The 13,946-nt window shown below is 63.9% G+C and carries 14 protein-coding genes; 6 read left to right on the top strand and 8 right to left on the bottom strand.

Translation table 11 applies throughout. The features are described 5' to 3' along the window. Nucleotides 1-120 precede the first annotated feature (120 nt). The 6 genes from AC0L24_RS14740 to AC0L24_RS14765 all read left to right on the top strand — a co-directional run bounded on the left by AC0L24_RS14740 (nucleotide 121) and on the right by AC0L24_RS14765 (nucleotide 5,949). Nucleotides 121-1,329 carry an ABC transporter substrate-binding protein gene (locus AC0L24_RS14740; RefSeq protein WP_027040146.1) on the top strand — a complete coding sequence of 403 codons (1,209 nt, stop codon included), beginning with the start codon at nucleotides 121-123 and terminating at the stop codon, nucleotides 1,327-1,329. 12 nt (nucleotides 1,330-1,341) lie between these two features. Next, a complete protein-coding gene (locus AC0L24_RS14745; protein ID WP_127267607.1) occupies nucleotides 1,342-2,121 on the top strand; it encodes an ABC transporter ATP-binding protein in 780 nt (259 codons plus the stop codon). Continuing rightward, entirely contained in the window at nucleotides 2,114-2,824 is a 711-nt protein-coding gene (locus AC0L24_RS14750) for an ABC transporter ATP-binding protein (RefSeq protein ID WP_127808392.1), read from the top strand. The genes AC0L24_RS14745 and AC0L24_RS14750 overlap by 8 nt, the downstream gene beginning before the upstream one ends. 7 nt (nucleotides 2,825-2,831) lie before the next feature. Beyond that, a complete protein-coding gene (locus AC0L24_RS14755) occupies nucleotides 2,832-3,719 on the top strand; it encodes a branched-chain amino acid ABC transporter permease (RefSeq protein WP_127808391.1) in 888 nt (295 codons plus the stop codon). Between the two features lie 22 nt (nucleotides 3,720-3,741). Continuing rightward, nucleotides 3,742-4,713, top strand: a complete 972-nt coding sequence (locus AC0L24_RS14760) for a branched-chain amino acid ABC transporter permease (protein WP_127808390.1) — start codon at nucleotides 3,742-3,744, stop codon at nucleotides 4,711-4,713. A gap of 177 nt (nucleotides 4,714-4,890) precedes the next feature. Continuing rightward, the gene (locus AC0L24_RS14765) at nucleotides 4,891-5,949 is read left to right on the top strand and encodes an aminopeptidase (RefSeq protein WP_127811286.1); all 1,059 of its coding nucleotides are present in this window, start codon (nucleotides 4,891-4,893) and stop codon (nucleotides 5,947-5,949) included. An 85-nt stretch (nucleotides 5,950-6,034) separates the two neighbouring features. Here AC0L24_RS14765 and AC0L24_RS14770 read toward each other — a convergent pair whose 3' ends face one another. The 8 genes from AC0L24_RS14770 to AC0L24_RS14805 all read right to left on the bottom strand — a co-directional run bounded on the left by AC0L24_RS14770 (nucleotide 6,035) and on the right by AC0L24_RS14805 (nucleotide 13,891). Beyond that, on the bottom strand, nucleotides 6,035-6,268 hold the full coding sequence (locus AC0L24_RS14770; protein WP_127267610.1) for a hypothetical protein: 234 nt from the start codon (nucleotides 6,266-6,268) through the stop codon (nucleotides 6,035-6,037). A 104-nt stretch (nucleotides 6,269-6,372) separates the two neighbouring features. Continuing rightward, on the bottom strand, nucleotides 6,373-6,756 hold the full coding sequence (gloA2, locus tag AC0L24_RS14775) for an SMU1112c/YaeR family gloxylase I-like metalloprotein (RefSeq protein ID WP_127328086.1): 384 nt from the start codon (nucleotides 6,754-6,756) through the stop codon (nucleotides 6,373-6,375). Nucleotides 6,757-6,851: 95 nt separating this feature from the next. Next, nucleotides 6,852-7,832, bottom strand: coding sequence for a 2-dehydropantoate 2-reductase (locus tag AC0L24_RS14780; protein WP_127808389.1), 981 nt, complete (start codon nucleotides 7,830-7,832; stop codon nucleotides 6,852-6,854). A gap of 2 nt (nucleotides 7,833-7,834) precedes the next feature. Beyond that, complete coding sequence (locus tag AC0L24_RS14785) at nucleotides 7,835-9,361, bottom strand: acyl--CoA ligase (RefSeq protein WP_473563899.1); 1,527 nt, start codon at nucleotides 9,359-9,361, stop codon at nucleotides 7,835-7,837. A gap of 90 nt (nucleotides 9,362-9,451) precedes the next feature. Further along, nucleotides 9,452-11,038 carry a gamma-glutamyltransferase gene (gene ggt / locus AC0L24_RS14790; RefSeq protein ID WP_473563900.1) on the bottom strand — a complete coding sequence of 529 codons (1,587 nt, stop codon included), beginning with the start codon at nucleotides 11,036-11,038 and terminating at the stop codon, nucleotides 9,452-9,454. 47 nt (nucleotides 11,039-11,085) lie between these two features. Continuing rightward, the gene (locus tag AC0L24_RS14795; protein ID WP_473563901.1) at nucleotides 11,086-11,886 is read right to left on the bottom strand and encodes an ABC transporter permease; all 801 of its coding nucleotides are present in this window, start codon (nucleotides 11,884-11,886) and stop codon (nucleotides 11,086-11,088) included. Continuing rightward, a complete protein-coding gene (locus AC0L24_RS14800; RefSeq protein ID WP_127380931.1) occupies nucleotides 11,883-12,809 on the bottom strand; it encodes an ABC transporter permease in 927 nt (308 codons plus the stop codon). The genes AC0L24_RS14795 and AC0L24_RS14800 overlap by 4 nt, the downstream gene beginning before the upstream one ends. Then, nucleotides 12,809-13,891, bottom strand: coding sequence for an ABC transporter ATP-binding protein (locus tag AC0L24_RS14805; protein WP_127398375.1), 1,083 nt, complete (start codon nucleotides 13,889-13,891; stop codon nucleotides 12,809-12,811). Before AC0L24_RS14805 ends, AC0L24_RS14800 begins: the two co-directional genes overlap by 1 nt. Nucleotides 13,892-13,946: the final 55 nt, after the last annotated feature.

A 13,946-nucleotide genomic window follows, 5' to 3' on the forward strand; every position in this document is an offset into this window, starting at 1 on the left:
GAGCACGAAATCCCTAACGGCCTCTTGCCCTCTGTCCCTATCTTCCTCATGTTCAATACCATTGCGATGATCGATCGTAGGAGGGTCGGTCGGATTCATCGCTATGGGAGGAAGTCAACCATGAAGGTAAGCCTTTTCGTTTCCGCGGCACTTCTCGCCGCATCCGCGATCCCTGCCTCGGCCGCTGAAATTTCCGACGGCAAGGTCAAAATCGGCATTCTCAACGACCAATCGGGCGTCTACGCCGATTTCGGCGGCAAGTGGTCGGTCGAGGCGGCCAAGATGGCGGTCGAGGATTTCGGCGGCAAGGTGCAGGGAGCGCCGATAGAAATCATCAGCGCCGATCACCAGAATAAGCCCGATATCGCCTCCAACATCGCGCGGCAGTGGTACGACACCGAACAGGTCGATGCCATCATGGAACTGACCACCTCTTCGGTGGCGCTCGCCGTCCAGGGGATCTCCAAGGAAAAGAAGAAGATCGACATCGTCACCGGCGCGGCAACCACGGAGCTGACCGGCAAACAATGTTCGCCCTATGGCTTCCACTGGGCCTATGACACTCATTCGCAAGCGGTTGGGACAGGCGGCTCTCTCGTGCAGCAGGGCGGCGACAGCTGGTTCTTCGTCACCGTCGACTATGCATTCGGCTATTCGCTGAAGGATCAGACCACCAAGTTCGTCGAGAGCCATGGCGGCAAGGTGCTGGGCGAGGTGCGTTATCCCCTGGGATCGACCGATTATTCGTCCTTCCTGCTGCAGGCGCAATCGTCGGGCGCCAAGGTCATCGGCCTGGCCAATGCCGGCCTCGATACCTCCAACTCGATCAAGCAGGCGGCCGAATTCGGCATCGTGCAGGGCGGTCAGCGTCTTGCCGCACTCCTGTTCACGCTGGCCGAGGTGCATGGGCTTGGCCTTCAAGCGGCGCAGGGCGTTGTGCTGACCGAAGGCTATTATTGGGATCGCGACGACAAGAGCCGCGAATTCGGGCAGCGCTTTTTCAAGCGCACCAACCGCATGCCGAACATGATCCAGGCCTCGACCTATTCGGCGGTGACGCAGTACCTGAAAGCGATCGACAAGGCCGGCACGGACGAGACCGAAGCCGTCGCCAAGCAACTGCATTCGATGCCTGTGGACGACGCCGCGATAACCAACGGCAAAGTGCAGGCGGACGGCAACATGGTCCACGACATGTACCTCTATCAGGTCAAGTCGCCAGCCGAGAGCACCAAGGAGTGGGACTACTACAAATATCTCGCCACCATTCCTGGCAACGAGGCCTTCCTGAGCGAAAAGGAAAGCGGCTGTCCGACGGCCGGCCAGTGATCGGCGCGGCCGATGGCGCCGACTGACCTGAGCGCGAACGAGCCGCCTGTGGTGCTTTCCGCCCGCGGGTTGCGGCGTGACTTTGCCGGCTTCATCGCCGTGAAAAACGTCGATCTGGATGTTCGCCATGGCAACATCCATGCCCTGATCGGACCCAACGGCGCCGGCAAGACGACTGTCTTCAACCTGCTCACCAAGTTCCTGGCGCCGACCAGCGGCAGGATCGAGCTGCTTGGCCATGACATCACCCGCACGTCGCCGGCCAGGGTCGCGCGGATGGGCCTGGTGCGCTCGTTCCAGATATCGGCGATTTTTCCGCACCTCAGCGTGCTCGACAATGTCCGCGTCGCCCTGCAGCGGCCGGGCGGGCTCAGCGTTCAGTTCTGGCGCTCGCTGGCGGCGCTCGACCGGCTGACGCCGCGTGCCGAGGAATTGCTGCGCTCGGTCGGTCTCGACGACGCCAGGAACAGGCTCGCCGGCGACCTTTCCTATGGCAGGAAACGCGTGCTCGAGATCGCCACGACCCTGGCGCTCGATCCGAAAGTGCTGCTGCTGGACGAGCCGATGGCCGGCATGGGGCACGAGGACGTGGCCACGGTTTCCGACCTTATCCGTTCGGTGGCCAAGGATCGCGCCGTGCTGATGGTCGAGCACAATCTGACTGTCGTGGCCGACCTTTGCGACTGGATAACGGTCATGCAGCGCGGCGAGGTGCTGGCCGCCGGCGACTACGCCACGGTCAGCCGCGACGAGCGCGTCAAGATCGCCTATATGGGCACCGCCGATGACTAGTACCGCACCTCTGCTTGCCGTCAGCGGCCTCAACGCCTGGTATGGCGAGGGCCATGCGCTGCACGGCGTCGATCTGGAAGTGTATTCCGGCGAGACGGTCACACTGCTCGGCCGCAATGGCGTCGGCAAGACGACGACGCTGCGCGCCATCATTGGGCTGATCCGCAAGCGAACCGGCGGGATCGCCTTCGACGGCCAGGATCTGATGCGGCTGCCGCTGCACCGCACTGCGCATCAGGGCATCGGCTTCGTGCCGGAGGAGCGCGGTATTTTCGCCACGCTGACCGTCGACGAGAACCTGGTTCTGCCGCCGGTCGTGGCCGAGGGCGGCATGAGCGTCGAGGAGATATTCGATCTGTTCCCCAATCTGAAGGAGCGGCGCAACAGTCCCGGCACCAGGCTGTCGGGCGGCGAACAGCAGATGCTGGCGATCGCGCGCATGTTGAGAACGGGTGTGAAAATGCTGCTTCTCGACGAGCCGACGGAGGGGCTCGCTCCCGTCATCGTGCAGCGCATCGGCGCGTTGCTGGCGACGTTGAAAAAGCGCGGCATGACGATCCTGCTGGTCGAGCAGAACTTCCGCTTCGCCAGCCGTGTCGCCGATCGTTTCTATCTGATGGAGCACGGCAAGGTGGTGGCGGGGTTCCCGGTCGGCGAGTTGCCGGACCGCATGACGCAGCTCCACGAAGTCCTGGGTGTATGATGGCGCCATGACGATGATCTTCGGAATCCCGGTTCAGGCCTTCCTCGGCCAGTTGCTGGTCGGCCTGATCAACGGCTCGTTCTACGCCATGCTGAGCCTGGGCCTGGCCGTCATATTCGGCCTGCTGCGGGTCATCAATTTCGCCCATGGCGCCCAATATATGCTCGGCGCCTTCGTCGGCTATCTGCTGCTCACCCATCTCGGCATCGGCTACTGGCCGGCGCTGATCCTTGCGCCGCTGATCGTCGGTGTCTTCGGCATCGTGGTCGAGCGCCTGGCGCTGTCGCGGCTGTACGATCTCGACCCGCTCTACGGGCTGCTCTTCACCTTCGGCCTCGCGCTCGTGCTCGAAGGCATCTTCCGCTACTATTACGGCGTCTCGGGAAACCCCTACGCCGTCCCGCCGCTGCTTTCGGGAGGCACCAATCTCGGCTTCATGTTCCTGCCCAATTATCGCGGCTGGGTCGTCGTCGCCTCGCTGATCGTCTGCTTCGGAACCTGGGTGCTGATCGAGAAGACCAGGCTCGGTTCCTACCTGCGCGCCGCGACGGAGAATCCCCGCCTCGTCCAGGCTTTCGGCGTCAACGTGCCGTTGCTGCTGACCCTGACCTACGGTCTGGGCTCCGCGCTGGCTGGGCTTGCCGGAATTCTGGCAGCGCCGATCTATCAGGTGAGCCCGCTTATGGGGTCGGATCTCATCATCGTCGTCTTCGCCGTCGTCGTGATCGGCGGCATGGGATCGATCCTTGGCGCCATCGTCACCGGCTACATGCTCGGCCTTGCCGAAGGCCTGACCAAGGTCTTCTATCCTGAGGCCTCCAACCTCGTGGTCTTCGTCATCATGGCCATCGTGCTTCTGGTCCGGCCGGCCGGCCTGTTCGGAAGGGACGCCTGACATGTCGGAAGGGACATCTGACATGTCGGAACTGACGCTTCGCGAGACATCGGCCAAAACCTCGGCGCGGCTTGAATGGACGCTGGTCGGGCTCGGCATCCTGGCGCTGCTGGTGGCGCCTTTCCTGGTCTATCCGATCTTCCTGATGAAGATGCTGTGCTTTGCGCTGTTTGCCTGTGCGTTCAATCTCCTGCTTGGCTACACCGGGCTGCTGTCGTTCGGCCACGCCACCTTTTTCGGCGGCGCCGCCTACTTCACGGCGCATGCCGTCAAGGTCTGGGGCTGGCCGCCGGAAGCCGGCATTCTGCTCGGCATGGCGGGTGCGGCCTTGCTCGGCCTTGTCATGGGCTTTTTCGCCATTCGCCGGCAAGGCATCTATTTCGCCATGATCACGCTGGCGCTGTCGCAGATGTTCTTCTTCTTCTGCGTGCAGGCGCCGTTCACGCAAGGCGAGGATGGCATCCAAGGTGTGCCGCGCGGCATGCTGCTGGGCGTCCTCGACCTGAACGTCTCGCTGAACATGTATTATTTCGTGCTGGCGGTGTTCCTCGTCGGCGTCTTCGCCATCTGGCGCATCGTCAATTCGCCGTTCGGCATGATCCTGCGCTCGATCCGCGAAAACGAGAATCGCGCCATTTCGCTGGGCTATTCCGTCGCCAACTACAAGCTCGGCGCTTTCGTCATGTCGGCGGCGCTGGCCGGGCTGGCCGGCTCGCTCAAGGCGATGGTTTTCCAGTTCGCCACGCTCACCGACGTCACCTGGCAGATGTCGGGCGAGGTGATCCTGATGACGCTTCTGGGCGGCATCGGCACCATGGTCGGGCCGATCATCGGCGCCAGCCTTGTCATCGGCCTGGAAAACACGCTTGCCACTTCCGGCTTTCCGGTGACCATCGCCACTGGCCTGATCTTCATGGTGTGCGTGCTCGTCTTCCGGCGCGGCATCGTCGGCGAATTTTACGCGCGGATTTTCAAGCGGGCGGGAAAGGACTGATCAGCTGCAGGTTGATGGGACGCGGCTTGCGCGTGATGACGCATGCGTCTCCCCAATGAGCACCTGTCCGGATACTTCAGAAAGCTATAGACCTCGATCAAATCGATGCGACTGCTTGCGACCTGGGGCAATTGCGACTCCATCGGAACGGGTGAGCACTGCTTTGGGCAAATCGTGATGCGCGCATTCTTTCGATTGCTTGTCGTTGTAATCGTGGCGTCCGGCGTGACCGGTTGCACCAGTATTTCCTACTACGCGCAATCCGTGCAGGGCCATGTGCGGATCATGACGGCGCGCCAGGATGTCGGAAAACTGATCGAGGATCCGTCGACGCCGAAGGCATTGCGCGCGCGAATGGCATCGGCGAGCGCTATACGACAGTTCGCAACGGATGAACTGGCGCTGCCTGACAACAACAGCTACCGCAGCTATGTCGACATTGGTCGGGACTCGGTGACATGGGCCGTCTTCGCCGCGCCGGCATTTTCGCTGACGCCGCGAACATGGTGTTTCCCTGTTTTCGGCTGTGTTCCCTACCGGGGGTATTTCTCCAGGAAGTCCGCGACTGAAACCGCTGTCGAACTTCAAGGACAGGGCATGGACGTCTATGTGACGGGCATCACGGCATATTCCACGCTTGGCTGGTCGAGCGACCCGCTGCTCAGCACGATGTTCGGCCAGGATGAAACCAATCTCGCAGCGCTGGTGTTCCATGAACTGGCCCACCAGCGCGTCTACGTGCACGACGATTCCGCATTCAACGAGGCGTTCGCTGTCGCCGTCGAAACAACCGGCGTGAAAAAATGGCTGCGCGCGACTGGCGATGCCGCCGCGTTGCGCCGTTACGAAGCCGCCCGGAAGCGAAAAGCTGAATTTCTTGCGCTGGTGTCGCGGACCCGGGACGAGTTGGCGCAAGTCTATTCCAACGCCGGCACCTCGGAGCAAAAACTGGCCGCGAAGACGGCCGCGATTGAACGGCTGCGGATGCGCTACCGACACATGCGCGACAGGCGCTGGGGCCGATACCGGGGATACGACGCCTGGTTCGCTTCCCCGATCAACAACGCAAAGCTCGCCGCGACGTCCGTTTATAGCGATCGGGTGACCGCGTTTCTGCGCCTGTTCGACTTGTGTTCGGGCGACTATGTCAGGTTCTATGCGTCAGTCCGACGGATTGGCGCACTGGACCAAGCTCACCGCGTCGATGCACTTGCGGCGGCAGATCGCTGTTATTGAGCCGGTCAAAAGGGATGGCCCGAAGCGTCGGGGAACTTGCGTCCGAAACCAACCAAATCGCGCGATTGAGATCGCCCGCGCGGTTCTACTGGTCCGAGAACTTCACGCTCACGCCGCGCTGCCGAAAATAAGCCTGCATCAACTTGCGGCCCGAGCGGTTGTTCTGCGCCAGCTTGGCCGGATCGAACACCGCCTGTTTGATCCCCTCTCGCGTCAGCGCCGCCTTAAGCGCCGCGATATGTGTGTCGATGTCGGCATTGTCCGCCCGGAGCGAGGCATAGATGCTCTCGGTCGCCTCGGCCACGGTCAGTTCGCTCATTGGTGTCGTCCTTTGGTTGGTTGGGCGGCGCTTAGCACAGATTCGCGGTCCGCCGATACCGAGACCGTCAGTACACAGCGCCCGTCGTGAAAGCGAACCGTTCCTTATGGTGCTTCGTAGAGTTCCAGCGGCAATCCATCCGGGTCCCTGAAAAAGGTAAACCGTTGGTCTGTGTATGGGTCGATCCGGATTGGCTCGACGGCAACGCCTGCGGCTTCCAGGCGGATAATTACGGGCTCAAGATTAGCCACGGCGAATGCCAGATGTCTCAGGCCTGTAGCCTCTGGGTGGGATGGCCGCATCGCTGGTGCAGGGAAGGAGAACAATTCCAGTTGGGCCGACCCGATCCGCAGATCCGCCTTCCATGATTGCCGCTCCTCCCGATAAACCTCCCGGATCAGATCGAGGCCGAGGAGTTCGACGTAGAACCGTCGCGACTGGTCGTAGTCGGTGCAGATGAGCGCGACGTGGTGAATGGCGTTCAGCATGCTGCTAACCTTGGTCAAGCCGGGATATGAGGCCAAGACGCTTCAAGGCCTGGATCGTCGCGCGCCACGGCTCTGATTTGCCCTGTCCTTCCATCTCACCCATAACACCCGCGTTCCACCGCCAGCCGCCGCACCAGCGCCAGCACGGCATCGATGGTCGGGGTCGGCTTGTCCGTGAGCCGGCCAAGTTCCTGCACCGCGCTCACCAGCGCGTCGATCTCCATCGGCCTGCCGCGCTCCAGGTCCTGCAGCATCGAGGTCTTGTGTTCGCCGACATCGCCGGCGCCCTTGATGCGCCGGTCGACCGCTATGGGAAAACGCACGCCGAGGCTTTCGCCGATCGCCTGCGCCTCCAGCATCATGGTGCGGGCCAGCGTGCGGGTGCCATCGTCGGCAACGATCGCGGCCAGCGTGCTGCCGGTCAGCGCCGAGATCGGGTTGAAGGAGAGGTTGCCCCACAGTTTTACCCAGATTTCGCTACGGATGTCCTCGCGCACCGGCGCTTGCAGGCCGGCCTTGACCATCTCCTCGGCCAGAAGCGTGACCCGTTCGCTGCGCTCGCCGGAGGGTTCGCCGAGCGAGAAACGTTTGCCCTCGACATGGCGGATGAGGCCCGGCGCATCGACCTCGACCGCGGGATAGACGACCGAGCCGATGACGCGGTCCGGTCCGATCCGCTGCCAGATCGCGCCGCCGGGGTCGACCGCGTTCAGCCTGGTGCCTTCGAGCGGCCCGCCGACGCCGTGGAAATACCACCAGGGCACGCCGTTCTGCATGGTGACGACTGATGTGTGGTCCCCAAGCAGCGGCGCGATCTGGTCAAGGGCTGGGGAGAGAGAATGGGCCTTCAGCGCCAGCACGACGTAATCCTGGGCGCCAAGCTCGTTGGCTTTGGCGGCGGCCCGGACGGGGACCGAAATCTCCTGGCCATCCTCGATCAGGCGCAGGCCGTCCGCCTTGATGGCTTCCAGATGGGCGCCGCGCGCGACGATCGAAAGATCGGTCCGCCCAGTGATGGCGAGCTTGGCCGCAAGATAGCCGCCAATCGCACCGGCGCCGAAGATGGTGATCTTCATCGTCAAAGCCCGAGTTTGGCAGCAAGGCCGATGCGCTGCAATTTGCCGGTCGCACCCTTGGGGATCTCGTCCAGGATCAGGATCTTGCGCGGCACCTTGAAATCGGCAAGCCGTGTCGCGGCATAGGTGCGGATGTCGCCCTCGGTGGCACTGATGCCTTCGCGCAGCACAACCGCCGCGGCCACCTCCTCGCCAAGCTTGTCATGCGGCATGGCGAAGGTGACGACCTGCGCCACCGCCGGATGGTCCATCAGCACGTCGTCGACCTCGAGCGGCGAGATCTTTTCGCCACCGCGGTTGATGATCTCCTTGAGCCGACCGGTGACCCTGAGATAGCCGTCTTCGTCGAGCACGCCCTGGTCGCCAGTGTGGAACCAGCCATGCGCGAAAGCCGTGGCATTGGCATCCGGGTTCTTTTCGTAGCCCGTCGTGACGTTGGGTCCGCGAATGACGATCTCGCCGGTCTCGCCGGCTGCGAGCAGCCGCCCGTCGGGCGCCATGACAGCCACGGCCGGACCGGCGGAGGCGCCGACGCTGCCGGGCTTGCGCTGGCCCGGCGGCAGCCGGTTCGATGCCATCTGGTGGGCGGCCTCGGTCATCCCGTAGGATTCGATCACCGGGCAGCCGAAGGTCGCCTCCAGCTCAGTCATCACCTGCGCCGGCAGCGACGCCGAGGATGAGCGGATGAAGCGCAGACGCGCCGCCGCCAGCGCCTCGGTGTTGCGTGCCGCGCGGGGCAGGATCGCCTGATGCATGGTCGGCACCGCCGTGTACCAGCTCGGCTGCGCCTCGCTCAGCCACTGGAAGAAGCGCAGCGCGTTGAAACCCGGCGTGCAGTAGATGCTGCCACCGGCAGCCAGCGACGACAGCACGGCCGCGATCAGGCCGTGGATGTGGAACAGCGGCATGATGTTGAGGCAACGGTCATCTGGCGTCAGGCCAAGCGTGCCGCCGATATGGGCAGCCGAGGCCGCGATGTTGGCATGGCTGAGCGGCACCAGTTTTGGACGCGATGTCGTTCCGGAGGTATGCAGCAGCAGCGCAATGTCGCTGTCTTGCGCCATGTCGGGCGCGGCCTGCGGTCCGATCGCTGCGCCCTCGATCGTGAAGCTGCCGGCGGGTGTGCCGGGCTGCACGATAAGCCGCAGCACGCCGATGCCGAGGCGTTCGGCCACCGTCACAGCCGGTCCGGTCTCGCCCTCCCCGACAAGGATCGCCTTGGCGCCGATGTCGGTCAGGTAGAAATCCAGCTCGTCGGCCCGGTAGGCGGGGTTGAGCGGAGCCGTCGAGGCGACGGCCGCCACGGCGACGAAGGCGGTGGCCATCTCGGGCCCGTTCGGCAGCACGATCGCCACCCTGTCGCCGCGGCCGATGCCGCGCGCATGCAGCTGTTTTGCCGTATCGGCGATCAGGCTGCGCAATTCGCCATGGCTAAGCGTCGCCCTGTCGGGTGCCAGGATGGCGGGCGCATCGTCGGCGCCGGCGGCGAGACGGCGGGAGAGATCTGCGTGGGTTTCGGTTTGGGTCATGATCACCGGCTGGATTTCGAACGACTATTGGCGGGAGCCCTTCTGACGGGCTTGCCTCGATACGGATACGCCATTGGACAACGGATCGCCTCAGTAGCCAAGCGCCAAACCATCCTTGCGCGGATCGGAAGCGCCGGTCAGCGTCCCCTTCTCCCAGTCGATCAGCACCACCTGCCCGCCGCCCAGCGGGTGATGCGGTTCGGCGATGCGGTGGCCGCGCCGGCGCAGGCCCTCGATCGCCTCGGTGGGAACGCCACGCTCGGCCTCCACGGTGTCGTCATTGTAAAACACCCTCGGCGCATCCAGCGCCTGCTGCGGGTCCATGCCGAAGTCGATCATGTTGGTCAGCAGATGGACATGGCCGAACGGCTGATAGCCGCCGCCCATGACCCCGAACGGCATCACCACGCGGCCGTTCTTCGTCGCCATGCCCGGCATGATCGTGTGCATCGGCCGCTTGCCCGGTGCGATCGCGTTCGGATGCGCCGGGTCGAGGCGGAAGCTCGAACCGCGGTTCTGCAGCACGACGCCGGTCTTCGGGCCGACGACGCCGCTGCCGAACGAATAATAGGTCGAGTTGATGAAGGAGACCGCGTTGCGGTCGCGGTCGACGATGGAGATGTAGACCGTATCGCTGCCGGGCAGCTCCACGCGCGGCAGATGCGTCATGGCGCGGCCGCGGTCGATCTCGGCGCGCAGCCGGTCGGCATAGGCGCCGGACAGGAGCTGCTTCACGGGCACTGGGACATGGTCCTGGTCGCCGACATAGCGGTCGCGGTCGCGATAGGCCAGGCGCCCGGCCTCGATCTCCAGATGCAGGCGCTCGGCGCCATTGGGGTCGAGCCCGCCAAGCTCGAAGCCCGACAATAAATTGAGCATCAAGAGCGCCGTCAGCCCCTGATTGTTTGGTGGCATCTGGTGGATCTCATGGCCGCCATAGGAGGTGCTGACCGGCGCCACATAGTCGCCTCGGGTCGCGGCGAAATCCTCGGCCGAATGAAGTCCGCCCAATGCGTTGAGCCGGCTCACCATATCGTCGGCGACAGCGCCTTCGTAGAAACCGGATCGGCCGTGTTTGGCGATGATGCGCAAGGTCGCCGCCAGTTCAGGCTGCCGGTGGACGTCACCCGCCTTCGGCGCCTTGCCGCCGGGCAGGAAGATGCGCGTGGCGTGCTCGTCGGCCGACAGGTCGGTTTCCGGTTCGGCCCAGTCGAAGGCGACGCGGTCGTGCACGACATAGCCGTTCTCGGCATAGTGGATGGCCGGCGCCAGCGCCTCGGCAAGGCCCTTGCGGCCATGGTCTTCGAGCAGACGGCTCCAGGCATCGACGGCACCCGGCACGGTGACCGCATGCGGCCCCTGCAACGGGATGCGGTCGAAGCCTTTTTCGCGGTACCAGTCGACTGTCGCCCTGGCAGGCGCGCGGCCGGACCCGTTGAAGGCCAGCACATTGCCTTGTCCCCCGGGAGAATAGAGCACGAAGCAGTCGCCGCCGATGCCTGTCGATTGCGGCTCGACCACGCCCTGCACGGCGGCGGCGCAGACCGCGGCATCCATGGCATTGCCGCCTGAGCGCAGCATGTCGATGGCCGCAAGGGTTGCAAGCGGATGCGAGGTCGCGGCAACCGCCTCGGTGGCACGAACCGGCGAGCGGCCGGGAAACTGGAAATCACGCATTCTGTCTGGATATCCCATGGGTCACTTCTGCGAATTCGTCTGGTGAATCAATGCCGCCGGCCGAAGATCTGCGCAACCGACAACAGCACGACCGAGAGCACGATCAGGCAGGTCGAGATGGCGGCGATCGTCGGGTCGATCTGATCGCGTAGCGCATTGAACATGCGGCGCGTCAATGTCGTGGTCTCGCCGCCCGATATGAACAGCGAAACCACCACCTCGTCGAAGGAGGTGATGAAGGCAAACAGCGCGCCCGAGACGATCGAGAAGCGGATCTGCGGCATCGTCACCTGCCAGAAGGCGGCGACACGGCCGGCGCCAAGGCTGCGCGCCACCCGCTCCTGGTTCATGTCGTAGGAGCGCAGCCCGGAAAGCACGGTCAGCACCACCAGCGGCAGCGCCTGCACTGTGTGCGCGATGACCAGGCCGGTCAGCGTGTTGTTGAGCCCGATGCGCGCATAGAGGAAGAAGGTGCCGATGCCGATCAGGATCACCGGGACGATCAGCGACGCCGTCAGCAGCGCATTGATGGTGCCGTTGAAGCGCAGCGTGCCCCGGTTGATGGCATAGGCTGCGGCAGTACCAAGCGGCGTCGCCACCAGCACCGTCATGATCGCGACCTTGACCGAGACGATCGTGGCGTCGCGCCATTCCAGCGACCCGAAATAGGTGTGGTACCAGCGCAGCGACCATTGCTGCGGCGGGAATTGCAGCAGCGTCGAGTCCGAAAACGACATGATGACGATGATGATCGACGGCGCGATCAGGAACAGAAGCACGAGGCCGCCGAGGCAATAGAGCCACAGCCGTTGCCGGTGCGAGATAGGCAGGCCAAAATCCTCGCTCATCGCGAACTCCACACACCTGTGGCGCGCGCGCCGAGCAGCCACTGGAACAGGCCGAGAAGCGCCAGCGTGACCACCAGCAGCACCACGCCGAGTGCTGCACCCGCGCCCCAGTTGGAATAGAGGCTGGTGGTCTGTTCCATGCGCATCGCCCACATGATGACCTTGCCGCCGCCCATCAGCGCAGGCGTGACGAAGAAGCCCAGGCAGAGCACGAAGACGATGACCACGCCCGAGGCGAGGCCGGGCAGCGACAGCGGAAAGAAGATCTGCCGGAAGGTGGCGGCCGGGCCGGCGCCGAGGTTCATGCCGGCGCGCAGGCAGTCGGTGTCGATTGTCTTCATCGAGGCGTAAAGCGGCAGCACCAGGAACGGCAGCAGGATATGCGTCATACCGATGACGACGCCCGAAAAATTGTTAGCGAGCGATAGCGGCTGGCTGATCACACCGAGGTCGATCAGCCAGCTGTTGATCAGGCCCTTGCGCTGCAGGATCACCAGCCAGGCATAGGTGCGCACCAGAACCGATGTCCAGAACGGCAGGATGACGAAGATCAGGCAGATCGACGCCGCGCGGCGCGGTAGTTGCGACAGCATGTAGGCCAGGGGATAGCCGAGCAGCACGCAGGCGCCGGTGACGATGAAGGCGACCTTGAAGGTGGTGACAAAGGTCTTGATGTAGGAGGCCTGCTCGAAGAATCGCGCATAATTGGCGGCGCTGAAGCCGCCCGCTTCGTCGAACAGCGACAGCCAGAACAGCCAGCCGATGGGCACGATGATGATGGCGAAGACCAGCAACAGGCTCGGCGACAGCAGCGCCAGCAGCCGCAACGACTCGCGCCGCGCGTCCGTGCGCAGCGCCTGCGTGTTCAAATCCGGGCCCGCGCGGCCGGCATTCTCCTGCATGACGGCGGTCTGCGCGCTCATCAGTCTGCCGCTACCAGGATTGTGTCCTGCGCATCGAGACCGAACGAGACTGGCTGGCCGGGCGCCGGCATTTTCGCCAGCACATCGCTGCGGCAATAGTCGCGCAAAGTCAGCTGCCGGCCGTCGCGCAGCACGGCATAGCAGACGAAGCTGTCGCCCTGATAGATGATGTCACTGAGCGTCGCGTTGAGCACGTTGACGCCGCTTGTCGGTTCGGCGGTTGCCAAGAGCCGCAGCTTTTCCGGCCGCACCACCATCAGGTACTGGCCTGCCGCCGGCGTCGCCGCCGCCGTATGGATTCTTCGGTCCTCGTACCAGACGGAGCCGTTGCGGCACTCGACCGGAATGAAATTCGATTCGCCGATGAAGCCTGCTACAAATTGCGTTTGCGGCCTGGCGTAGAGGCTTTCGGGCTTGTCGAGCTGTTCGATGCGTCCGCCGTTCATGACAGCAATGCGGTCCGACATGGTGATGGCTTCGCGCTGGTCGTGCGTGACATAGACGGTGGTCATGCCGAGCCGCCGATGCAGGGCGCGCAGCTCGATCTGCATGTGCTCGCGCAGGCCCTTGTCGAGCGCCGACAAGGGTTCGTCCATAAGCACGATGCGCGGCTCGAAGACGATGGCGCGCGCCAGCGCCACGCGTTGGCGTTGGCCGCCGGAGAGCTGGTCGACCCGGCGCTCGCCCAGTCCCTGCAATTTCACCAGATCGAGTGCCTTCTCGACACGCTCGGCCGTCTCGGCGGCGGCGACGCCGCGTTGCTTCAGCGGAAAGGCGATGTTGTGAAAGACGTTCATATGCGGAAACAGCGCGTAGTTCTGGAACACCATGCCGATGTTGCGCTTGTGCGGCGGCGTGGTGATGATCTCGTCGCCGCCGACCCTGATCGAGCCGGCATTGGCCCGCACGAAACCGGCCAGGATCATCAGCAGCGTCGTCTTGCCGGAACCGGAAGGCCCCAGCAGCGTCAGGAATTCACCAGCCTCGACATCGAGGTTGAGGTCGCGCAGCACAGGCACGCTGCCAAATCGTTTCTCGATCCCGCGCATGCCGATCGGCAACGCGGATGGCGCAATGGACAAGATTTTTCTCTCCCAGGGGCTGAGGCGGCGAAAGCAGGGCGAGGCGTCGCCCTGC

This window comes from Mesorhizobium sp. WSM4809 (assembly GCF_055811655.1).